11 protein-coding genes and 3 pseudogenes are annotated in these 24,419 nt (G+C 58.4%); 2 read left to right on the top strand and 12 right to left on the bottom strand.

Annotation, left to right across the window (positions count from 1 at the left end; translation table 11 throughout):
- Positions 1-139 precede the first annotated feature (139 nt).
- Positions 140-1,051: an HTH-type transcriptional activator AaeR gene (gene aaeR, locus F8R23_RS16420; RefSeq protein ID WP_129937231.1), complete on the top strand. Its 912-nt coding sequence runs from the start codon at positions 140-142 to the stop codon at positions 1,049-1,051.
- Here aaeR and F8R23_RS16415 read toward each other — a convergent pair.
- Entirely contained in the window at positions 1,014-1,391 is a 378-nt protein-coding gene (locus F8R23_RS16415; RefSeq protein WP_129937230.1) for a hypothetical protein, read from the bottom strand. The two genes, aaeR and F8R23_RS16415, sit on opposite strands and share 38 nt — an antisense overlap.
- Before the next feature lie 206 nt (positions 1,392-1,597).
- Between F8R23_RS16415 and uriH the strand changes: the two genes are divergently transcribed.
- The gene (gene uriH / locus F8R23_RS16410; protein ID WP_151415818.1) at positions 1,598-2,542 is read left to right on the top strand and encodes a uridine-preferring nucleoside hydrolase UriH; all 945 of its coding nucleotides are present in this window, start codon (positions 1,598-1,600) and stop codon (positions 2,540-2,542) included.
- 70 nt (positions 2,543-2,612) lie between these two features.
- Here uriH and F8R23_RS24435 read toward each other — a convergent pair.
- The 11 genes and pseudogenes from F8R23_RS24435 to rng form a co-directional block, all read right to left on the bottom strand.
- Positions 2,613-3,008: pseudogene (locus F8R23_RS24435) on the bottom strand (hemagglutinin repeat-containing protein); the annotation flags it as partial.
- A 115-nt stretch (positions 3,009-3,123) separates the two neighbouring features.
- Positions 3,124-3,465 carry a hypothetical protein gene (locus tag F8R23_RS16395; RefSeq protein ID WP_129938842.1) on the bottom strand — a complete coding sequence of 114 codons (342 nt, stop codon included), beginning with the start codon at positions 3,463-3,465 and terminating at the stop codon, positions 3,124-3,126.
- Complete coding sequence (locus tag F8R23_RS16390; RefSeq protein WP_244953398.1) at positions 3,462-4,268, bottom strand: VENN motif pre-toxin domain-containing protein; 807 nt, start codon at positions 4,266-4,268, stop codon at positions 3,462-3,464. The genes F8R23_RS16395 and F8R23_RS16390 overlap by 4 nt, the downstream gene beginning before the upstream one ends.
- Positions 4,269-4,446: 178 nt before the next feature.
- Positions 4,447-4,707, bottom strand: coding sequence for a MafI family immunity protein (locus F8R23_RS16385; protein ID WP_129938841.1), 261 nt, complete (start codon positions 4,705-4,707; stop codon positions 4,447-4,449).
- A 10-nt stretch (positions 4,708-4,717) separates the two neighbouring features.
- Positions 4,718-4,984 (bottom strand): annotated as a pseudogene (locus tag F8R23_RS24430) (EndoU domain-containing protein); the annotation flags it as partial.
- Between the two features lie 447 nt (positions 4,985-5,431).
- Positions 5,432-14,697: pseudogene (locus tag F8R23_RS16370) on the bottom strand (hemagglutinin repeat-containing protein); the annotation flags it as partial.
- A 26-nt stretch (positions 14,698-14,723) separates the two neighbouring features.
- Positions 14,724-16,397, bottom strand: a complete 1,674-nt coding sequence (locus tag F8R23_RS16365; protein ID WP_151415817.1) for a ShlB/FhaC/HecB family hemolysin secretion/activation protein — start codon at positions 16,395-16,397, stop codon at positions 14,724-14,726.
- A gap of 290 nt (positions 16,398-16,687) precedes the next feature.
- Entirely contained in the window at positions 16,688-18,133 is a 1,446-nt protein-coding gene (gene tldD, locus F8R23_RS16360; RefSeq protein WP_129937226.1) for a metalloprotease TldD, read from the bottom strand.
- A 7-nt stretch (positions 18,134-18,140) separates the two neighbouring features.
- Positions 18,141-19,001, bottom strand: coding sequence for a deaminated glutathione amidase (gene nit1 / locus F8R23_RS16355; protein ID WP_129937225.1), 861 nt, complete (start codon positions 18,999-19,001; stop codon positions 18,141-18,143).
- On the bottom strand, positions 18,998-22,813 hold the full coding sequence (gene yhdP, locus F8R23_RS16350) for an AsmA2 domain-containing protein YhdP (RefSeq protein WP_151415816.1): 3,816 nt from the start codon (positions 22,811-22,813) through the stop codon (positions 18,998-19,000). Before yhdP ends, nit1 begins: the two co-directional genes overlap by 4 nt.
- Before the next feature lie 104 nt (positions 22,814-22,917).
- Positions 22,918-24,387 carry a ribonuclease G gene (gene rng / locus F8R23_RS16345; RefSeq protein WP_012147102.1) on the bottom strand — a complete coding sequence of 490 codons (1,470 nt, stop codon included), beginning with the start codon at positions 24,385-24,387 and terminating at the stop codon, positions 22,918-22,920.
- Positions 24,388-24,419 lie beyond the last annotated feature (32 nt).

Raw genomic sequence — 24,419 nt, 5'->3', positions numbered from 1 at the left:
GAGGGATCGGCCATTATGGCGCTGCCGATCGCGCTCGCGCGTTGGTAAGGTCTTTCCACCCGACCGGTTTATATTAGCGTGCTTACTATCAACTCATCAACAATCTGTGATCTAAATCACTTTTAAGCCAGAGTGAATAATGGAAAGACTAAAACGGATGTCGGTATTCGCCAAAGTGGTTGAATGCGGGTCATTTACTGCGGCAGCGCGCCAATTGGATATGAGCGTTTCGTCTATCAGCCAGACCGTCTCCAAACTGGAGAATGAGCTGCAGGTCAAGCTGCTAAACCGCAGCACGCGCAGCATTGGCCTGACGGAGGCCGGAAAAATCTATTATCAGGGCTGTCGCCGCATGTTGCTGGAAGTCAGCGAGGTGCACGAACAGCTGTACGCGTTTAACAATACGCCGACCGGCACGCTGCGTATTGGCAGTTCCTCCACCATGGCGCAAAACGTGCTGGCGACCATGACCGCCGATATGTTGAAAGAGTACCCTGGCCTGACGGTGAACCTGGTGACCGGCATCCCCGCCCCGGATCTGATTGCTGACGGGCTGGACGTGGTGATCCGTACCGGCGCGCTGCAGGATTCCAGCCTGTTCTCCAAACGCCTGGGTTCAATGCCGATGGTGGTGTGTGCCGCCAAAAACTATCTCAGCCAGTACGGCACGCCACAAAAACCGAGCGACATGGTCAATTTTTCCTGGCTGGAATACAGCGTACGGCCAGATAGCGAATTCGAGCTGATCGCGCCGGAAGGCATCAGCACGCGCATCGCACCACAGGGACGCTTTGTCACCAACGATTCACAGACCATGATCCGCTGGCTAAAAGCCGGGGCCGGTATCGCCTATGCGCCGCTGATGTGGGTGATCGAAGAGATCAAACGCGGAGAGATCGAGATCCTGTTCAAAAGCTATCATGCGGATCCTCGCCCGGTGTACGCGGTGTACACCGAGAAAGATAAACTGCCGCTCAAGGTACAGGTGTGTATCGACTACCTGACCGAGTACTTTAAGCGCGTGGGGGAAGTCTATCAGGGCTATCGCTGAGCAGAACACGGCGCGCCAGGGCACCAAGCAGCAACAGCGCCAGCATGCCCAGCCCCCAGATTAACCAAACGGCGTAGCCCGCCCAGGTGAGCAACAGCGGGAAAGAGCCGGCCAGCCAGCGCCCCAGTTCTTGCAGCATCGGCAACCACCCCTCCAGCAGCGCCTGCGGCACCAGGCTGAGCAAGCCGGTAAACTGGGGCGCCAACTGCGCAGAGCCGTTCTCCGCCATGCCCACCAGTGCAGGTAACCAGCCCAGCACGCCGGAGACGCCCCAGGCTAGCAGCGTCCATAATCCCATTACCGCCAGCACGGCAGCCAGCGCCCACCCGTTCTTTGTCATGATTTCCCCCTTTCTATGTTGCACTAAACAGCAATGTAAACCATGGACTCCACTCCAGGGTAAAGCGCCGGGGAGGGGATTTACGTTTAATTACACCGCAACATTGGCAATGCTTTGATGCGATTAACAAAAGCACCATTGGCATTACTCCGCTCTGCAACGCTGCGCTATGCTGCGGTCACCTCTCCTCTGCATCGGGAATAAAAATGAAAAAAATCATACTGGATTGTGACCCTGGGCATGACGACGCCATCGCCTTGCTGCTGGCCTGGGGCAACCCGCAGATCGAACTGCTGGCGGTGACCACCGTGGTAGGCAACCAGACGCTGGATAAGGTCACCCGCAACGCGCTGGCCGTCGCGCGTATCGCCAATATCACCGACGTCCCCTTTGCCGCCGGCTGCCCGCGCCCGCTGGTGCGGCAGATTGAGGTAGCGCCCGATATTCACGGTGAGTCCGGCCTCGACGGCCCGGCATTGCCGGAGCCGACCCTGACGCTGGAGCCGCGCCATGCGGTGGACTTGATCATCGATACGCTGATGGCGCATCCGCCGGGTAGCGTGACGCTGGTGCCGACCGGCGGCCTGACCAACATTGCCATGGCGGTGCGCAAAGAACCGCGCATCGTCGAGCGGGTAAAGGAAGTGGTGCTGATGGGCGGCGGCTATCACGTGGGCAACTGGAGCGCGGTGGCGGAGTTCAATATCAAGATTGACCCTGAAGCGGCGCACATCGTGTTTAATGAAAAGTGGCCGCTGACCATGGTCGGGCTGGACCTGACCCATCAGGCGCTCGCCACGCCGGAGGTGTGTGAACGCATTGCCGCCATCGGCACCGGGCCGGCGAAATTCGTCGGCGAGCTGCTCGCGTTCTTCGGCAAGATGTACCAACAGGCGCAGGGATTTAGCGCACCGCCGGTACATGACCCTTGCGCGGTGGCCTACGTGATCGACCCTGAAGTGATGACGGTGCGTAAGGTGCCGGTGGATATCGAACTAACAGGTACCCTGACGCTGGGCATGACCGTGGCTGACTTCCGCGCCGCGCCGCCGCCGGACTGCCACACGCAAGTGGCGGTAACGCTGGATCAGGATAAGTTTTGGGATTTGGTGGTGGATGCACTGGAGAGGATTGGGGAAGTGCGGGTTTAGAGTGCAGGGCTTGCATGACGGCTACCGCCCCAACGGCGGCAGGCCTTGTATTCCGCCTCGTTATCGATGGCGTACCGATCGACAGCTGGTTTTTGATGCTGTCCGCCGTCGAGGCAATCACCCCGCCATTAAGCTGAGTGTGTTTGCCGACGTTAATATCAAACCCTTTATCACCCGCGAACAGCCCGCTTTGCTCTCCCACGCTGGCGTATTCGCTGTCTATCTTCGTTTTGTTAACGCTCAGCGAGGCCGAGCCCGTCATCGAACCGAAGGTGAAACTCGCTCCGCCGCTGACGTCTTTTTGTTCGCTGTGATATTCATCCGTGTCTTGCAAACTGCTCAGGGTCAGGTCACGCCCAACATCGGCGGTGATTCTATCCCCCAGCGCCTGCGCGCCGGACAGCACCGTATCGCGCCCGCTGTTCAGGCTCAGTTCATCCCGCGCATTCACCCGCGTGTTAACGTACTAACTGGAGATCCCCCCCGCACCCAGTGTGATCCAGTTGTAGCAGCGGGAAGTGGGAAGATTTAGGGCGTAGAAGCGAGAACCCCGGCCTTCGCCGGGGTTAGATGAAGCACGATTAATAAAAATCCTGATCTATGCTGCCTTCCGCTTTCAGGATCTCAAGGAACCGCTTATAGGCGGTTTCGTCATATTCTCGAAGGTCATCCAGTAAATTCTCTTCAATTAACGCTCTATGATAGATACCTGAGTAGTAATAAATAAAGCCATCGGGTATTGACGGATCAATAATTTCCACTCTATCTACAAGCTTACCTGTTATTCGATAAGGAACTAAGCCACCACTATTTTTCGGTAAACCAAGAAATATTGTTTCAGTGCAGGAACCATCCACTGACAAAACCCAGTAAATACCAAGTATGTCAATAATACGTCCACTAATTCGGCTTTTAATCTTCATTTGCCACCCCCAAAAGATGGGCCTGCCTGTAACTCAGAACGTTTAGGCGTAATGATTTTCATATCATATGCTTTATTAGTCACTGAGTTGTATTGATAATGAATTTCAATGTTACTTCCATCAGGAAGTTCATGGCTAACCGTCATTTTTTCAAATCCAGCAGATTTAGGGAAGCGAGGATCATTATTTAACCCCATTCCTTTATCTGAGAATTTAATCCCACTTGATGGGGCTTTTTCAATTTGATTCCACAATACCTGCTCATTCAGATCTCTCGGCGCTGTAAATTGTTTCCCAATTTTCGCCGTTGAGATCTTCTCCGCTGCACTGATCAGCATCTTATTGCTGATAACAGTGGCGCCCTTGCTTACCACAGCTAACGCTTTTTCTGCAGGGATCGACGTCAGTAGCGCTAGCGCGTAATCTTTCGCTTCTTCCGCTGTCAGCAATGCCATGATGGTATCGGAGCCAGGGTTGTTGCTCAGGATGGCCTTAACGATATCAGCGCCTTCCGGCAAATCACCTTTTACCATCCGGGCCAGATCGGCCTGAACCTGTTCCGGTGGCAGGTTCTTGTCCTGAGCATATTGCGCGTAGGATTGTACCGATTGACCGTAATTCACCATGCCCTTCCCGAAGTCATTCGGACTCAGCGCATTATTCTCCACCGCCGTCTTACCGGCCACGCTACCGCCCACGGCGCCCGCCGTGCTGTCCGCTATCAGTCCGCCCGCCAGCCCTGCCGCCAGTTGGCTCAGCGCGCTGACGTTTTGCTTCTCGGCCTCCGTCAGCGCCGGCGGCACCTTGCCATAATACTGCTCGCTGATAATTTTAGCAGCCAGTTCACCACTCGCCGCACCCGCAGCTCCCGCCGCCCCGATATCACCGCTGCAACCGGGATGATCCGGTTACTGCGGCGAGAAGAGGAAGTTCTCAGGGCATAGAAGCAAAGACCCCGGCCAAGGCCGGGGTTGCATCGATTTACGAAGATTCTTTTTCTGGATTTATATATGTATATCTACTGTCTATTTCCAAGCCAAGATCGTTGGCTATTTTAAGCACTTGTATATACTCATCTTTACTAATCACAACATCATGATCAGCGATATGGTCACATAGAGTTTCGAACGCTAATACATTCTCTGAGAACCCAATATACTCAAGAGCAAAGTCGACCAGAGAAGGATCCAACCGATCCTTTAGTCCTTCACCTAATGATCTAATTTTGTCATTAATATCCATTACATCCACTCTATTTCTTAATCTGTTTTAAGGCTGGAGGGGTAGGATTACTATCTGGGAACGCTGTTATAATTTTCCCATTAGCTGGCTCGTATACCACTCGAACTCTAACACCATCCCGCACTTCCCAAGCAGCCCATCTTGCCGGTTTCCCGGCATTCGTATACAGCCCGCCAGTCCCAGTCTGAGCGAACCATTGAGTATCAGGTGAAGTAGCTATATCACCTATCTCATGGACAACTTTGTCCGCTGACCAGTTTTGAGGGAAGACTGTTTTACCTGAATTTCCTGGATATAGATGTCCACCCTGCGTAGGGCTATCACCGTACAAGATATGCTGTTTAGCTTCTGGTGAAAGGATATCTACATATTTCTGATTCGATGCCGATAGCCCCAGATCAGAACTTTTTGCCACGGTTAGAACGGCTTTAGCAAGCACATACTGCACCAGTTTCGCTTCACTGGTTGGTACACCGCTGGCCATGATTTCTGCGGCTTTTGCTGGCGTCATTTCTCCATTTGCCGTCAACGCACTGACCGGCACCCCGAAGAACTCACCCCAGGCGGTCAACAGACCTTTAACCGCATCTTGGCCTTCCGGCATATCTCCCTGAGAGTTCTTGACTAGCGCTGCTATGATTTCATCCGGTGAAGCACCACCTTGCAGCATGGAGGCACCGAGCGAGGTTTGCGACATGCCTATATCCGCCATGCCCTTCCCGAAGTCATTCGGACTCAGCGCATTATTCTCCACCGCCGTCTTACCGGCCACGCTACCGCCCACGGCGCCCGCCGTGCTGTCCGCTATCAGTCCGCCCGCCAGCCCTGCCGCCAGTTGGCTCAGCGCGCTGACGTTTTGCTTCTCGGCCTCCGTCAGCGCCGACGGCACCTTGCCATAATACTGCTCGCTGATAATTTTAGCAGCCAGTTCACCACTCGCCGCACCCGCAGCTCCCGCCGCCACGTTATTGCCCGACACCAGCGCCACCAGGGCTCCCGCCACCGCATGCGCTGCCGCGTTCGCCGCCGTGTTGCCCTCCGTCCGGCTTTTGATTTCCTTCGCCAGATAGGGGGCCAGCGCACCACCCACCGCCGCCCCGATATCACCGCCGCTGAGCCCCGCCAGCGCCGCGCTGATGGCCGTACCCGCGGCCCAGAAGTTGCTGCCGACCCCATACGCTTCTTGCGCCGCCTTATACTCCGGCGAGGCCTCCAGCATCTGCTGCCGCTGCTCTGGCGAGGCACTCAGGTAAGCCGGGTCTTTGCTCAATTTCTCCGCCGCTGCACGCTGCGCCTGCAACAACTGCTTGTTGCCGTAGTCGCTCACCAGCTGCGTTGCCAGTTGCGTCACCCCCTGGGTAAACGCCAGATTGTCCTTCACCTTCGCTTCATCGAAGATTTTATCGATGCGTCCGTTGGCGTTGTCCGTATCCCGGCTTAACTCTGCGACATCCTGAGTTTGGTTCGCCGTATCGCGGATATCAATCTGGCCCGCAGCGATGGCCGACTGCGTGGTACCGCTCGCCTTGCCCTTCTCCTTCGCCAACCCGCCACCGGTTGGCCCGCCGGTCGACAGGCCGAACCCGCTGCTGCCGGCCTTGTATTCCGCCTTGTTATCGATGGCGTCCCAGCCCAGCGTACCGGTCGACAACTGGTTTTTGATGCTGTCCGCCGTCGAGGCAATCACCCCGCCATTAAGCTGAGTGTGTTTGCCGACGTTAATATCAAACCCTTTATCACCCGCGAACAGCCCGCTTTGCTCTCCCACGCTGGCGTATTCGCTGTCGATTTTGGTCTGGCTCATGCTCAGCGATGCCGACCCCGTCATCGAACCGAAGGTAAAGCTGGCTCCCGCGCTGCTGTCCTTCTGCCAGCTGTGGTAATCGTCGGTATCCTGCAGGCTGCTGATGGACAGGTCACGACCGGCATCCACCTTAATCTTGTCACCCAACGCCTGAGCGCCGGACAGCACCGTATCGCGCCCGCTGCTCAGGCTCAGTTCATCCCGCGCATTCACCCGCGTGTTAACGTACTCGGTGCTGTTACCGTCGCTGGCACCTTTCGACTGATAGCCGCTGGCCGAGGCACCAATGCCGGTCTCTTGTCCCAGCGAGATATGCACCCCGGCGCTCCAGCCGCTGCTGTTGTTCTTGCTGGTCTGCTCCCTGTTGTTGCTTGCCGCATCCAGCAACACGTCGTTTTGCGCCACCAACGTCACCTTGTTGCCAGTGATACCGCTGCCGCTGACATGCACGTCACCGCCGGCTCCGTTCGCCCCCGTGGCGACCAGCGCGACATTGCCGCCCGCCGTCAGGTTGCTGCCGCGTACCTGGTTTTGCGCCAGTTCAGACTCGGAGGTGCTTTTGCTGGCACCCACGCTCAGTTGCACTTTCACGCTATTGGACAGCTCACCGTTGGCCAGCCCCTGCGCCTGATCGGCGCTAGCCTCCGAGTTAACCCAACCGGCGCGCACGGCCTGTACCGCGTAGAGGGCTTTCAGCCTGCCGTCGCCGGTGTCCTCCACACGCTTCAGCGAATCATTGATCGCCAGCAGGGTATCGGTGATGGGGCTGGACACCGACACCGTCAACCCGCTCTGCTTCTGCTCGTAGCGCTCCTTGCGCCGCAGCAGGTCATTGCCCGGATCGATCCTGATGTCCCCCGCCACCACGTTCAGATTCTTATCCGCAATCACATCCGCGCCGCCGATATGCGCCTTGCCGCCTGCGATGATATTCACGTCGCCGCCGGTCGAGCCAATGGTGCTGACGCTCTGGCTTTGGGTGGTGCCGTCTTCGTTCAACTGGTGGCGCGACGAGGTGCTGCCGAAGGTTACGCCGATGCCGCCGCCGCTGAACATGCCGCTGGTTTTCTTCTCGTTCAGCCGGTAACTCGATTGTTCTTCGGTGGCCGCCACGATCGCGACATTATTGCCCGCCTGCAGGTTGACCTTGCCGTCGCCCACTACCGTCGAGCCCTGTACCTTCAGGTCGTTGCCCGCGTTGAGCGAAACGTTATTGCCGCTCAGCAAGCTGCCCTTCTCGCGGGTGGCATAGTCCTCTTTCACCGTATGGGTGGTGGTTTTGGACAGCAAGCCTTTCCTGGTTTTGGTCTCCTCGAAGAAGCTGTAGTCGCTCTCGGTGGCGCTGTTGAGCGCGATATCGCGCCCGGCGTTGACCGAGACGTCGCCGCCTGCCTGCACCTGCGCGGCGTTGAGGGTCGCGTCGCGTCCGGCCTGCATGTGCGTATCGCCGCCGCTGGCGATGTCAGTGCCTGTTGGCGGAAAGAGTCGTTCACCTGCTGCTTGCCGCCGTCGTGGCTCGCCTGATACTCCCGACTTTGCTGCGCGTTGAGGTTAAGGTCACGCCCGGCGTTCAGCCCGACATGGTTATCCGCCACTATCGCCGCCGCCTGCGAGTTCAGGTCACGCCCGGCCTGCAATTGCAAATCGCCGCCGCTGCTGAGGGCGCTGCGGGTAGCGCCACTGCCGATGCGCTCGTTGCCGTCGGTTTTCTGGCGTTGGCTCTGTTCGGCGGTGTGCAGGTTGATGTCGCGGCCTGCACTCAATGCGGCATCCCCCTTGCTGCCGATCTGGCTGGCTGCCAGGTTAAGATCCTGCCCGGCTTTCACGCCCAGCGCCCCGCCTGCGCTGATCTCACTGGCCTGGCTGCCGCGCACTTCGCTTTCTTTAAGCCCGCCCCCCCAGCGGCCGCCGTCCGCGCTGTCGGCGGTATAGGTGTTGTTGGCAATCAGGTTAACGTCGCCACCCGCTTGCAGGCTCATCCCACCACCGGAGGTCACTTTCGCGCCGGTGATGTCGATATTCCGCCCGGCCTGCATGCTCAGCCCGTCTTCGGCACTGATGGCGGCAATATCGCCGATTTCAGTGCGCGACAGGGTCAGGGACTCGCCGCCCAGAGAACCTTTGGCATCCCATTGACGGGTCTGGGTTTTATTGATGATGCTGCCGTCGAGGCTTTCCAGCGCCACCTGCCGGCCGCTGAGGGTGGAACCGACATTGTTGATATCGCCGATGGCGGTGAGTTGCAATTCGCCCGCGGCGTCGATCAGCCCGCGATTGATATTGCTGATGCCGCTCTGGCTGGTCGCGCTCAGCCGTTCGCCGCCCTGCAACGTACTGTCGTCGTTGCCGATGCTGCCGGCATTCAGATTAACGCTGTTGCCTGCAATCACGCTGCCACTGAGCGGTGCCAGATCTTTTTTGGCCAGGTACAGCTTCGGTGCCAGCACCGTCTGGCCATTGACCGTCACCTTCTCCCACCAGACTATGCTGCTGTCCAGTTGTGCCACCTGCTGCGGTGTCAAGCTGATCCCGAGCTGCAAATTCAGGCCGCTCTGCGCCTGGGCGGCATTGTCGATAAGCTGTTGCATCTGATGCAGATCGGAGCCGACGCCGTTGATATAGCGCTTGCCGGTCTGGGTCAGCAGGGCGTTGCTGATATAACGGGTATCGAACGCCGCATCACCAAGGAAGCGGTAGTCGTAGTCCGGATTCAGTTTGAGACGATCGAGGAAATAGGCCGAACCGATAAACTGCGTCTCGTTAGTGAAACGGCTGTCATTCTCGCGCGGCGCAGCGCCGGGCTGCTGGCCCAGCATGGCGTACAAATCGTTGAACAGGCCGCTGTCCAGTTGCCCCAGACCATCCAGTTTGGGGTTGGTGGTGATCAGATACGGGCTGTTCGGATCCTCGGTCGGGACGAAGCGGCCATTGCCGCCATTCGGCAGCGGGTAATCCGCCAGTTCGGCGGCGTTGTTGCCGAGCGAACCCAATGCACTCTGCAGACTGTCGCGCCATGCCGGGCCGCCGACGGCGACACCCTGATCGCCCGCCAGCCCCTGCTGTTGTGCACCGTCGATGGCACCCGGCTGTTGCAGGCTGTCGAGCGTCGGCCGGGCGATCGTATGCCCCAGGCTCCCGGCATTCGGCGTTACTGCCGTGTTGCTGATCGTGTCAGTAAAGCTGGCATTAACCGCACCGCCAGCCTGAATCACCGAACGGTAGACGCCGTCGTCGGTGCGTTCGGTCCGCACCTCACCACTGGCCTTGTAGTGAATATGTTTATCGTCGATTTTCCCTTTCGAATAGTCATTGATGGGGGAAACCTCCGATACCCGAGGTGGGCGATCCGAGCCCGGCAGCTCAGGTTTTTGATAGGTATAAGTTTGATAACGCGTTTCCGTGCCCGCCGCCCAGGACTGGTTATTCAGTGTGCCGCCGGAGAGCGCAATATCCCCGTTGGCCAGAATATCGCTGGCCAGGTTATCCAGGGTCGCGGCATTCACAGCCATATTGCGGCCGGCGGCAATGCGCGCCGCACCGCCCTCGCTGCTGACCGTCACTTTGCTGACCGACAGCGCTACCTCACGGGTGGTGGCATACGGCGAGGCGTAGGTGTACACCTTGGTGATTTCCCGCGCGTCATTCCCCGCCAATTGATGCCAGGTGGTGACGGTGTAGTAACCATACTCGTCGTCGTTAAAGAAACTCAACGGAATGCTGGCGGTAGCGCCGTTCAGCCAATCGTATTTCTGCGTCAGATCCTCCTGCGTAACCGAGGTTTTCAGGCCATCACGTTGATTAAGCAGGTGCGCGGTTTTTATCTGGATATCGCCGTTTTCGGTCTCGACGGTGCCGGAAGTATTGACGATCTCGCTGTTGGCATTGCCGTCGGCATCTTTCTGCATCCACAGGCTGTTGCCCGCCAGAATATCGCCACGCTGGTTGACGATGCGATCTGCCAGCAGTTGCATATTGCCGCCGCCGTACAGCATGCCGCTGTTAAACAGCTGATTGGCGGCAATCAGCAGCAGATCGCCGGCGGTACCGATAAAACCCTTGTTGGTAATGTCGCTGCGGCTGAGCAGTTGCACTCGCCCACCCGATTGCAAGCTGGCGCCATCGTTTTGTTTGATGCTCTCAGCCTCGAGACGCACCTCTCCGCCACCGCCGCGTACCGTGCCGGCGTTAGTCAGCAATCCATGGCTGCGCAGGTTCAGGCTTTGCCCCTGAGTGGTCCCTTGCAGCAGAATATCGCCGTCGGCTTCAAGGCTCAGCGCATTGCCCGCCGCCAGAATACCTTGCTGAGTAAAGGCCTCTTTCAGCGTCAGCGCGATATTGCCCAACGTCACCAGTTGCCCGTACTGATTCAACAGGCTGCCAGCCAGCACCGCATCACCGGCGCTGAACAGCTTGCCGCTCTGTCGGTTATTCATCTGCCGCGCTTCGATCGCCATCTGGCGCGTCGCCAGCAGCGTACCGGCATTCTCCAGGCTGTCCGCCTTCAGTTGCAGATTGCCGCCTTGCAGCGTCCCCTGATTGTTCAGCTTGTTAAGCGTCAGTTGGTTATCGCCGGCGGCGAGCAGTGTACCGCTGTTATCAAGCTGCGATCCGTTGACGATCAGGCTACCCGCCTGCAGCCAGCCAGCGTTATTCAGCGTTGGTGCCCGCAGATCCAACGCGCCGCCGACGATCAGTTTGCCCGGGTTGATCAACTGACGATCCAGCCGCAGTTCACTGCGGCCATCTCCCTGCATCTCACCGCCGTTGTTCAGCTCCGCCGCCGTCAGTTGCAGCGCATTTTGGCTGCGCACGTTGCCGCCGGCCAGGTTATTGAACACCCCACTCAGCTCAGCATTAAGGCTGTTTTTCCCCAGCAACCTGCCGCCGTTGTCCAATTGCACGGCAGTAAGCCGCAGATCCTCCGCCTGCATCAGGCCCGGATTCTCGATGCGTTCCGCATTCAGCCGCAGTTCACCGTCGCTCAGCATCTGTCCCGAGGCCTGCTGCACTGCTGCACCGGCGATCTCGGCATCGAGCCGGTTAACGCCGGCCAGCACGCCGCCGTTATTCAGATTATCGCCTTTCAGGCGCAATGCGGCGGCCTGCCAGCTGCCCTGATTGTTCAACGCCAGCGCCGTCAGCGCCACTTCGCCATTAGAGACGATTTTGCTGCCCGCACCGGCGTTGAGATCGCCGCTCAGATCCACGCGGATCAACTGTTGCGCCTGCAAGGTACCGGTATGATCCAGCTGCCGCGCCGACAGCAGAATGCGATCGCCCTGCCAGAGCCCGGCGTTATTGACCGCTGCCGCCGCGACGTTGAGTTCGCCGCCGCTCAGCAACCGGCCAGCGGCAAGGTTATGCAGATCCTGTTGCAGTTGCAGCGCCAGCTTTTTCACGCCGATCAGGTTGCCGCTGTTGTTCAACGCGTCGGCTTCGATCTGCGCACTGTCACCCTGAACTTCCCCCCGGTTATCGATGCTGTCGGTCTTCAGCCGCAGCGCACCTTCCGTCAAGACCTTACCGCGGTTGTCCAGCCTGTCGCCGTTCAACGCCAACGCCCCGCGGCTCAATATCTGCCCCTGGTTATCCATTTGGCCGCCCCGCGCGGTCAGCCCGTCAATTCCCAGCGCGCTGCCGGCGTTGTCCCAGCGTTGCGCGGTAATATCAATAGCCTGCCCCTGCAACTTGCCGGCGTTGTTCAGTTGCCCAGCTTGCAGCGCCAGCGCACCGCCGGCCAAGATCCTGCCCGACAGGTGGTTCTTCAGCTCATTGGCGGTGACATCCGCCTTGCCTTTGGCCTGCAACAACCCACCGTTGTCCAAATCGTCCGTATTGATTGCGACGTCGTTCGCCGCAAGCCGTCCGGCGTTATTCAGCACCGGGGTAGCCAGCGTCAGCGCGTTGTTCGCCACCAGCTCGCCCAGGTTATCTAGCGACTGCGTGAAGGCCAAATCCAGCGCCGCAGCACCTATTGATCCGCTGTTGGCCAGCCGTTCGCCGCGCAGGGTCAGTTGCTTGCCGGCCAGCAATTCACCCTGCTGGTCAAGACGATTTACGGCCAGCGTCAATTGCTCACTGGCGTGTAATTGCCCGCGCTGACTCAAATAATTCCCACGCCAGTCGAGGTTGCGCGCGCCGATCTCTGCGGTATTGTCCACCGTAGCGCCGCTGACCTTCAGATCCCCCAGCGTGCTGAACACCCCGGCAAGTTGCGCCCCCTCGGCGACGTTCAGAGACATGCCCTGTTTGGCCTGAGTTTGCCCGCTCGCAGCGGCAATCAGCCGTTGGCTGTCGATCGTCAGCTCGCGCTCCGCAGAAAGCAGCCCGCCGAGCCGCACCTCACCCGCCTGGAGCGCGATGTCGCCATCACTGAGTAGCGAGGAACCCTGTGCGGTTTTCAGCACGCCGCCATTAAATGCGACGCCCTGTTTGCCGGTAGTGCTGCCGGCCAGTAAAAACTCGCCCGCCTGCACCCTCAGCGGGCCGTCGGTATACAGCGCCCCGTCCAGGTTCAGGCCGTTTTTCACCGTCAAATCAAGTCGTTGTTGAGAACCGATCAGCCCCTGATTGTTCACGCCATCGGCGTTGATCGTCAGCGTACCGCCCGCCTGCAGTTTGCCGTTGTTATCCAACTGGCTGCCGGTCAGGTTCTGCGCCCCCTGCGCCTGCATCAATCCGGTGTTGGTCAGTTGTTGCGCCTGAACCCGGCTGTCGCGATTAGCGGCCAATTGGCCATGGTTATTTAACTTGTTAGCTTGCAATTGCAGGTCACGCCCGGCAGTCAACGTTCCCTGCCAGTCGCCATCACCGCTGAGCGTCAGCCCGATATCGCCTTCGGCGCTCACCCGGCTGGTCGTTCCACCATTGAGGCTAGCGGCGTTCAGTTGCAGATCGCCGCCAGAGGCAACCTTACCCGCCAGCGTCAACGCGCCGGCCTGCAGATCCAACCGCTTCAACCCGGTGAGCGTCGATGTACCGTCCAGCTGCAGGCCACCTTGCGCCTGCACCGTTATCGCCCCGGCCGTGAGGCGGCTGTTATTCCATTGCTGCTCCCCGGCGTTCACCTTCAGCGTTTGCGCGGCGGTGGCCCGTAGTTGCTGATCGGCGCCGGCCAGCAGTGTGCTGCCGTCGGCCTGCAGTTTGCCGGCAGCGTCAAGCGTCATATCGCCTGTCGCGCTCAGCGTGGCCTGATCCAGCGCGATATCGCCGCCGTTCAGGGTCATCGCCTGCCCGGCCTGGTGGCTGCCGCTCAGCGCCATGTCGGCCGCATTCGCGCTCAACGCGCCCTGCGCCAACGAATTGTGCAGCGTCAGCTTGCCCCTGGCGTCGAGGTTGATATCCCCCTCGCGGGCGTTAAGGTTGCCGAGGTTTACCCCCACGCCCTGTTCGCTGGACACCAGATGGATGCGGTTGGCATACATGCCGCCGAGCGCGCCGGTATCGATGGCCACCCTGGGTGCGGCGCCGTGGCCGGCGATCGGCGTGGCGTTGCCTGCGGCGTCTACCCGGTTGGCACCGAGCGTGACACGGGCGTCTTTGGCATGCAGTTTTGCGTTGATCTCGGTGGCGCGGGCGATCAGGGCGAATTTATCGCTCTGGCTGGCGTCCAGCCCTTTGCCCTGAACGGTGATCGCACCCTGAGTCACCTCCAGCGCCTGCAGCTTGCCGTCGGCACCCAGCACCGGTTTGCCGGTGGTCAACGTCACATTGGGGGTATTGATAAAACCGCAGCCGTCGCAGGTGATGCCATAGGGGTTGGCCACCATCACGCTGGCCTGCTTGCCCGCTACTTCCAGGTAGCCTTGCAGCTGCGAAGGATTGGGCGCCACCACTTCGCTAATGATGCCCTGTGCTGCCTTGCCGGCCTGCAGGTTGGGGTTATTCTGGATCAGGCCGCCCAGTTGGCTCTGGTTGAGCTGACCGGTAGCGTTATTGAGGATCAGACCTTCTTTGCCGACGTTGAAATCGTCGTATTTATTATGAGAAATACCGGCCTGGTTCGGTGTGGCGATATTAACCACCGGCACGCCATTGGCGGCCTGATCGACGCGGGTATTCCCTTCGGCGACGTTAATGCCTGCGGCAAAAACCGGGAGCAGCGGCTGGCCGGCCAGCAGGCCGCACAGGGTGTAGCTCAGCAGGCGCTGATAGGCATTGAGCGGTTGATTATGTTTGTGTTTCATCCCTGAAACCTTCCTGTACGTTAGGGTTAAAGTACGATATTGACCCGGTAATACACCGAAACCCGATCCGGCTTCAGCCAGTCAGGGTAAGCCAGCGGCCAGCCGACGGTCAGCTGGCTGCCGAAATGGCGGTTACGGCTGCCCAGCCCGATGGCACCGCCCCACAGCGTGCCGGAAGCGTTGGTGTCCAGCGCGTCGTGATGCAGCCAGCCGCCGTCCAGCGCGGCCAGGGCGTTGATACTGCCCAGATACGGCAGCGTCACCAGCGTCCGGTTAACTTCATTGCGCCAGTAGCCGCCCTGGTCGCCGGAAAGATACTGCTCTTTGAAGCCGCGCACCGAGCTCTCGCCGCCGATAGTCAGGCGCTCGCTGCCGTACAAACGTTGGGGTGTCCACTGGCCGTACAGGCTGGTGAGGTAAGTCCAGTCCTGCGTCAACGGCAAGTAGTAACTGCCGGAAAGCGAAAGCTTGTGAAACTCGGCGCGTGGCGCTTCCTTGATTTTGCCGCTGTCGTCTTCGGCACCCAGCCAGGGCACACCGCGGCTGTAAGCCGGGTTTAGCGTGGCAAAGCCACCCAGCAATTTCTGGCTATGGCTGAGCCCCAGCGTAACGCTGGTCAGCTTGCGGCTGCTGCTTTCCAGCCGGGTATCGTTGAGAGCGTTACGGTTAATGCGGTGCGTCAGCCCCAGAGACAGGCCGGTTTTCATTTCACCGTCGCGAAACAGTACCCGCGACAAACTCAATCGGTGAGTCTGGCTGTCGCCGCTGGATCGCCAGTCAAAGCCCTGATTGTCGATGGTGGTCAGGTAGTCGCTGTAGGCATAGTTATAATCCAACAGCCAATAGCCATAAGGCAGGCTGACGCCAGCCTGCACGCTGCGTGCGTCGTGATCCTTGGCGAAATCGCTGCTGCGCGCGCCGGAAACGAACCACTGGTCCGCCACGCCAAACAGATTATTGCCGGTCAGCGAGCCGTTGATTTGACCGGTGCCGGTGCTCTTCTGACCGCTATTATCAAACCCCAGCCCCAGCATCAGCGGGAACTCGGGTTTGGCGCTCAAATTGACCACCGAATAACCCGGTTTGCTGCCGGGCAGAATTTCAATCTGCACCGGCTGCTGCCGCAGGCGATTGAGCTGCTCCATGCCCTGTTCGATATCCCGCAGATTGAGAAGATTGCCCTGCAGGCCGGGGAAAGCCATTTTCAACATGCGATCGTCGCGCTGTTCCAGCAGGATCTTTTCCAGCTTGCCTTCCAGCACCAGCAACCGTAGCTCGCCACGCGACAAATCCTGCTCGGTCAGGAATGCGCGGCTGGTGATATAGCCGCGGCTGATATACCAATCGGAGATCTTCTGTATCAGCGTTTGGATTTGGCCCAGATTCAGGCATTGCTGCAGATAATCCTGAGTAAGTTTGCGTTGCGCACTGGCAGGCAGGTGATCCGCGCCTTCCAGCCGAATATGGTTGATGGTGAAGCAAGGGCCACCAGCGCTGGCATTGGGTGCCGGGGTTACGGGCAAGGTCGGCGTCAGGCTGCGTTGCAGTTCCTGCCGCTGCTGCTGGTTTTGGTCCAGCAATTCGCGCTGCTGCTGTTGGATGGTGTCACGATCCGCCGGGCTAAGCAGGTTAGCGCCGGTGGCGGAGGAGAATAAAATGCACAATAAAGCTGCCGAGAGCCGTTGAGTAACTGAATCCATTCAGAAGGTCATCCGTGTGTTTTTTCGGCATTTTAACGACAGAACGAGGGATGTAACAATATGCGAACCATTAGCCGCGCCCCGGATTTGGCCCTTCAGTAACGAACATTCCTAAAGCAGGTAGCGGAAAGTCACCTGGAAAGGGTAAATGTAGCTTATTGATTTTCTCTAGCAGAAAAAAACAGTGAATCACTCTTAATTTAAGCCAGAAGTAGGAAATTTGCTGTTAATGCGATTAGCACCGCAAAAAAGAGGCTAACAGGGGCCGTGAACCGGCCCCTGGAAATGTATTACGCGGTACCGCCAACGGTCAGCATATCCAGCTTCAGGGTCGGCTGGCCGACGCCCACCGGCAGGCTTTGCCCCTCTTTACCGCAGACGCCGACGCCTTTATCCAGCGCCAGGTCGTTACCGACCATCGAAATCTGTTGCATCGCCTCAATGCCGGAGCCAATAAGCGTGGCGCCCTTCACCGGCTTGGTGATGCGGCCATTTTCGATCAGATAGGCTTCGGTGGTGGAGAACACAAATTTGCCAGAGGTGATGTCTACCTGGCCGCCGCCAAAGTTTGGCGCATACAGGCCGTATTCAACGCTGGCAATGATCTCTTCCGGCGTCGACTTGCCCGCCAGCATGTAAGTGTTGGTCATGCGCGGCATCGGCAGGTGCGCATAAGACTCACGGCGGCCGTTGCCGGTCGGCGCAACGCCCATCAGACGCGCATTGAGCTTGTCCTGCATGTAGCCTTTCAGGATACCGTTCTCAATCAGCATGTTGTATTGGCCTGGCACGCCTTCGTCATCGATCGCCAGTGAACCACGACGCCCCTGCAGAGTACCGTCATCCACCACCGTACAAAGCTCAGAGGCCACTAACTGCCCCATCTGGCCGCTGAATACCGAGGTACCGCGACGGTTGAAGTCGCCTTCCAGACCGTGGCCCACCGCTTCATGCAGCAGGACGCCCGGCCAGCCCGCGCCCAGCACCACCGGCATATTGCCGGCCGGGGCCGCCACCGCGGAAAGGTTAATCAATGCCATGCGCACCGCTTCTTTGGCGTAGGCATCGGCGCGGACGTCGCCATCAGCGATTTCCAGGAAATAGTCATAGCCGAAACGGCCGCCGCCACCACTGGAACCGCGTTCACGCTTGCCGTCTTGTTCCACCAGCACGCTGACTGACAAACGAACCAGTGGGCGAACGTCCGCCGCCAGAGTGCCGTCGGTAGCCGCCACCAGGATCTGCTCGTACACGCCGGTGATGCTGGCACTGACTTCCTGCACCCGCTTGTCAGCCGCACGCGCGACCTTGTCAACACGGTGCAACAGGGCGATTTTCTCTTCACGCGGCAGACTTTGCAGCGGATCAAGCAGGGGATACAGCGCCTTATGGCTGATTTCACCCAGGGTATGCACCTGACCATTACCGATGTCACGCACAATGCTGCGCGCCGCATGGGCGCTTTGCTGCAAGGCGCTCAGGGTGATCTGATCGGCATAAGCGAAGCCGGTTTTCTCGCCGCTAACGGCACGCACCCCGACCCCTTGATCGATATTGTAGGAGCCATCCTTGATGATGCCGTCTTCGATCACCCAGGCTTCGTGGTAGCTCGACTGGAAATAGAGATCGGCATAATCGAGGCGGCGTTCGGCCAGTTGCCCCAGGACGGAAAACAGATCCTGGTGGCTCAGCTTATTGGCAGCAAGTAACTGCTCACTGACAAACGTCAGACTCATAATTTTTTCACTCTTTAATGGAGGATTTTTTGTCAAACGGCGCCGTCAGCGACGTCTGGAATCGGTTGTGTTGCAATACCGGCATCTGTTCGCGAATCGTTTTGAGCCCGGCAATATCGACCCGAACTTTCAATGCCGAGACCGCATCCGGGTTTTCAGCCAGAACCTTGCCCCAGGCGTCCACCGCAAGCGAATGGCCCCAGGTACGACGAGTCGGGCCATGGCTGCCAACCTGCGCCGGTGCCAGGATCACACACTGGTTTTCAATCGCTCTGGCGCGCAGCAGGATTTCCCAGTGCGCTTCGCCAGTCACGCGGGTAAAGGCCGCTGGTACGGAAATCAGTTCAGCGCCCTGCGCTCGCAACGCCTGGAACAGCGCCGGGAAGCGCAGATCGTAGCAAATGGTCATGCCAAGCCGCCCGACCGGGGTATCCACCACCGTGAGTTGCTGGCCATGCTGATAGGTATCTGACTCTCGATAATGGCCGTGGGAGTCGTTAATGTCCACGTCAAACATGTGCAGCTTGTCGTAACGCCCACGGATCTCGCCCTGGTCGTCAAACAGCAGGCTGCTGGTGGTGATCAGCGCAGGGTTTTCACGGCTGACCAGCGGCATCGAGCCGATCAGCAGCCAGACGCCATAGCGCCGCGCCATCTCGCGCACCGCATTCTGCAGCGGTCCGTCGCCCTGGTGTTCCGCATGTTCACGATAAGCCGCGGAATTGGCAAACAGCAGGGCGTTCTCCGGCGTCATCACCAGTTTTATCCCGGCATTGAGCTGCTTAATCTGCTGTTCAATCTGGGCCAGGTTGTCACGCACCCGATCACCACTGCACAACTGTAACAACGCAACGTTAGCATTTCTCATGGCGCCTTATTCTCCTTTGGCTTACGCAACACCTCATTGACCTTCGGCTGGTCCAGATCGCCACTGATATGGTAACGAATCAGTGAGATCTTGTTCCACAGCGGCCCCAGCACCTGCGAGGCAGCAAACACCGCCGCGCCGACGATCGGATTAATCACGAATGCGGTGGCGACACCGACAGTGGTCGAAATGGCCGGTGCGACAACCGCTTCCATATCAATCCGTCGGCGTGCCAAATCGACCTGACCGCTCATGGCGATATCCGCCGCCAGTCCGTCAACCAATAGATTATCGGTATGCATTATGCCATCTTTCAGCCACGCGGTGCTGCGGATGGAGTCAAAGTAGAAACCTTTGCCGAAGGTATCGCTGAAATCGAACTGCAACTTACGTAACAAGGAGTCGACGCTGACCAAACGCAAGAGCTGGCCAGCACGACCACCGCCCATGCTGTCGATCTCTCCCTTGCCCATATTGACCTTCAGTGCACCGCTGAGGGTATTCATCTGCGGTTTCCACGGCGTGCCACGCCAGTACAGATCAAAATCAATGTCATAAGGCGCACCTTTCAACGGCGTGGTGATGCCGAAGAAAGCGGCGGTTTCGTCAATTTTGCCGCCCAGCAGCTTGCCTTTCAGCGAACTGCGCTCTTCCTGAGCGTTCTGTTTCCACAGGCCGCTGGCGGTCATGCGCCCTTTGCCGGTGTCGATCAAGCCATGCTCCAGGGTCAGGGTATCGCCCTGATTGGCCAGATCTGCCTCCACCTTGCCGAGGTTTTGCCCCATCACCCAGCACGACTTGCAGCGCAGCATCAACGACGGCCAGTCACGGAAGGAAACCTTATCTACCACCTCCAGCGGGTTGGTTGCCGCGGTCGGGGTGCCCTTGCTGCCGCTAAACTGCGGATTATAATAAAGATAGTTGATATCGGCACGCCACGGCCCACGTTCTGTCACCCGCAGGCTGCCGTCGACTTCCTCGCCTTTGGCGCTGATCAGGGTGCCACCGAGCTGTTGCTCCGCCGAGAGTGTCAGCTTGTGCCAGGCCTGTCCGCCCAGCAGTAACTGCGGCGTTTTCAGGGCTACGGTGGTCGGGAAGTTAAAACCACCCACCTTGCCCGAACCGCCACTTTGTTTCATCGCCGGTGCCATCAGGCCCAGCCACTTCTCACCGTCCAGCGCCGGCAAATTCAACGTCAGTGATTTACCGGCCGGTAACGGCGGGGTCCCGCTGCCCTCGGTTTGCCATGCCGCGCGCGCCAGCGTCACCTGCTGTTTGGCGAAGGTCCATTCGCTGTTGAAATGATTTTGCTTGCCGGCGTTGCCAGTCAGCATGAACCCATTCAGGCCACCCTTCACTTTTACGCTCAACGGCAAGGACTCACCCGCCGGTTTATCTAACGGAGAAGGTAAGTGACTGCTTACTTTTTTGAGGTCAGCATCAACACCAATGTCATAGCTGGCTACGCCCTTATGCGGTAAGACAATGGCAACCTGACCCTGCCAGGGAGCACTGCCGCTCAACGCATCGGCCACTTCCTGCGGGATACCCGGGAATTTGCCCGGCTGCCAGTCGGCCTTCAAGCCAACATTGACCTTGTAGTCGCTTTTGCCTTCCAGGGTGGTGAAATTTACCGCGACCGGTTGCCCGAACCAGTTGGCCGACAACGTATCACTGCTCAGGTTGCCGTTATCGAAGCGGAACTTGCCGCTGACCCTTTGCAGCTCACTTTCAATCGGCTTCACCAGCAGTGAATTGTTGTTCAGCGCCACCTCGCCTGTGGCGCGAACCAGCTCACCGTTCAAGGGAATATCTAGGTGTAAGCGCCCACTGACATTGCCGCCAATCTGCAGCTCATCCAGGGCCGCACCCAGCGAATCGTGCAGCGGTGTTTGTTCGAAATAGTTATGGATTTCCGCGCCCTGGCCCGCCACGTCGGCATCAACCAGCAAACGTTCTTTCAGGTAGTCCGGAATAACGGCGGTGACATTCTTACCGTCCACTTTGCCCAGTTTGGTCTGCGGGGCATTCATCCACAGCCCTTCGTTGGCAAAGTCGAGATCGATAGCCAGATCGGTCAGCGCCGGCCACTCCGGCTGGAACTGGAAAGTGGAGTGGCGCAGCGGAACAAACACCTCAAACTGGCCTTCGTGTTTGCGGTAAGGGAAATGCTGTGGGTCACCGTTGTAAAGCAGCGTGGCGTTATCTACCTGCCCGCCCTGAATGGCACCGCTGAGGTAATCCACCAGGTGCTTGCCCATCAATGGTTCCGGGAAGTAACGCCAGGCGTCCGCCGCGTCATACAGGCGGATACCGGCCAGAATACTCAGCCACGGGTCGCCTTTGGCCGGTTGCTGGTAGCGGAAATCGCCGTTAACCCACAGTGATTTGGCCTTCACATCCAGATTTTTGCTCGCCAGTTCCCAGCCCTGATCGTTGTTCAACCAGGTCAGTGCACCACGCGCGCTGCTGACTTCCAGCGGAGCACGGAACATATCGCCGTACGGCAAGGTGCTGTCGTTGAGATCAAGCTGCAGGCGGCCATTCTCCACGCCACCGCTCAGTGCGCCAGAGAAGTGGTTAATCCCCGGCAGCAGTTTCCACGGCTGCCAGCTAACATCCTGCCAACGGGCCTGGAAGCGGGTTTTTTCCGGCTGTTTCAGCGGGATATCTAATGCCAGCGCGTTGAGCCGGCCTTGCGGCTGCAAATCGTTCCAGCGATCAAGTACGTCCGGGCTGAGGAACGAGAAGGTCGGCAACAGCGCAGCCAGGCGTTCTAGCTGAATATTGGAGGTGCGCACGCGCAGTTCTTCCGTCTGCCCCGGTCCCATAAACTCGGTGTTTTCCGGCAACCACAATGCAGAAAGCTTACCCTGCGGCCAGGCCTGACCGTCGGTGGCCAGGTTTAGCTGTGGCACTTCGACCTGCCAGCCGGTCCCCTGGCGGCTGAGCGTCAGCGCCAGATTGTCCACGTCCAGCCGGTGTGGCTGTTTCCCCACGCTCCAGTTGGCCGCGCCCTGCTTTAGCAACGCATTGCCACCGGCGATCTCCCCGTTTTTGATCTGCAGCCAGGCCGCCAGGCTAAAATCGGCGCTTTCCAGACCGGTATTAATGCGCAGCCAGCGGGTGAACCAGGGTTTCATGTCAATATTATCGGCCTGCATATAGACCGTACCTACATTCAATAAGCCCTGGTTATCACGCAGGTCCATACGCAGCTGTACCACGCCATGCTGGCCATTCAGCGTCGACAGGCTAATCTGCCCTTCGGCACGGTGGCGATCGCGGCCGTTAAGCCAGGTAAGCTGTGGGATCTCAAATTCGGCGCGCGCACCGGCGGGCGTAAGGAATGAAATACGGCTGTCGCGCAGGTTGAAGTGATCCAGCTGATGCAACAGTAAATCGCTGACTTTCCCCGGCTCGATGGTGCTGCCCTGGTGCTCGTCGCCACCCAGGGTAGTATTGAGATCGAACTGGAGTTGGTAGAAGGTGAGATCGCGGAACTGCCAGCGCCAGTGCAACAGCGACTGCCACACATCCAGCGCCAGCGTGACGCGTTCAATACGCAGGTTACTTTTAGGCAGCGTGGCGCGTACGTTGCGCATTTCCAGCTGCGGGCCGAATGTTTCCCAACTTCCCTGCATAAAGTCGACCTGGACCGGTACGCCGGAGAGGCTTTCGACCTTGGCCAACAGTTGCGGGCGATAGTTGTTCAGTTCAGGCAGCGCCAAACGCAGCCCGCTGATCAGCAACGCCACGACGACAATCAGACTGGCGCCTGTAGCTAACAAAATCCCAGGCAGTCGCCTCACGCAGTTCTCCTTGCTTCCGCTGCCTGGCAACGGGAATATCTATGCATGGGGGGCCCAGCACGCTGAGCCCCACTCATACCGGACTTTGGTCGCCAACAGGCGAACTACATCATGACAACATCAAACTGTTCCTGGCTGTACAAAGGTTCGATCTGCACCTTCACCTGTTTGCCAACAAAGATTTCCACTTCGGCCAGCGCATGGGATTCTTCGCTTTTCAGCGCCTCACCCACCGCCGCAGAGGCATAAACCAGGAAACGATCTGAATCATAAGCATGGTGCACGCGCACAATTTCACGCAAAATTTCGTAGCACACGGTTTCCACAGTTTTCAGAGTGCCGCGTCCATGACAGGTAGGACAATCATGACACAGCACATGTTCAATGCTTTCGCGCGTGCGTTTACGCGTCATTTCAACTAAGCCTAGCTGAGAGAAGCCGTTAATCGTGGTTTTTACCCGATCTTTACTCAGCGCCAGCTCCAGTGAATGCAACACCCGGCGACGATGCTCATCATTGTTCATATCAATGAAGTCAATGATGATAATACCGCCCAGGTTGCGCAACCGCAGTTGGCGGGCAATCGCCTGGGTTGCTTCGATATTGGTATTGAAAATGGTTTCGTCGAGATTACGATGGCCGACAAAGGCACCGGTATTGATATCCACGGTGGTCATCGCCTCGGTCTGGTCGATGATCAGGTACCCGCCGGATTTCAGCTCAACCTTGCGCTCCAGCGCCCGCTGGATCTCGTTTTCGACGTCGTACAGGTCGAAGATCGGCTGGCTGCCGGTATACAGCTCCAGCTTGGCGGTAATATCCGGGATGTACTCACCGGTAAACTCCACCAGCAGATCGTGGGTCAGGCGCGAGTCGACGCGGATCCTGTCCAGCGCAGCTCCAGCAAAGTCGCGCAAAATACGCTGCGCCAGTGCCAGCTCGCCGTACAGTTTGTATTTGGTCTGGTTGCGTTTTTTACGCTCCATCACCTTGGTCCACAGGCGTTTGAGGAAGGCGGCGTCTTGCGACAGCTCTTCTTCACCAATACCTTCTGCTGCGGTGCGGATGATAAATCCACCCAGTTCATCGCAGTAACCGGCAACGGCTTTTTTCAGGCGATCGCGCTCGGCTTCACTTTCTATACGCTGCGAAACGCCAACGTGCGCAGCCCCCGGCATGAACACCAGGTAACGCGAAGGTAAAGTGATGTCGGTAGTCAGACGTGCGCCTTTGGTGCCCAGCGGATCTTTCACCACCTGCACCATCAGATCCTGCCCCTGGCGCACCAGTTCGGCAATATCTCGCACGTGGAAATTTTTCTGCTCATCACCGGCGACACATTCGGTGTGCGGCATGATATCGGAGGCGTGCAGGAAGGCCGCTTTGTCCAGGCCGATATCGACGAATGCCGCCTGCATACCCGGCAACACGCGACTGACGCGCCCTTTATAAATATTGCCGACGATGCCGCGCTTGGATTCGCGCTCGATATGGATCTCTTGCAGGATGCCGCCATCAATATAGGCAACCCGCGTTTCAGACGGTGTGATATTAACCAGTAGCTCAGCTGTCATGCCTTCTCCTCAGAGCCGGTCGATAATGGCAG

The sequence above is a fragment of the Serratia proteamaculans genome, from assembly GCF_008830365.1.
Classification (GTDB): Bacteria; Pseudomonadota; Gammaproteobacteria; order Enterobacterales; family Enterobacteriaceae; genus Serratia; species Serratia proteamaculans.
The sequence above is the reverse complement of the archived record's forward strand: the minus strand, read 5'-3'. Positions and strand labels throughout refer to the sequence as shown.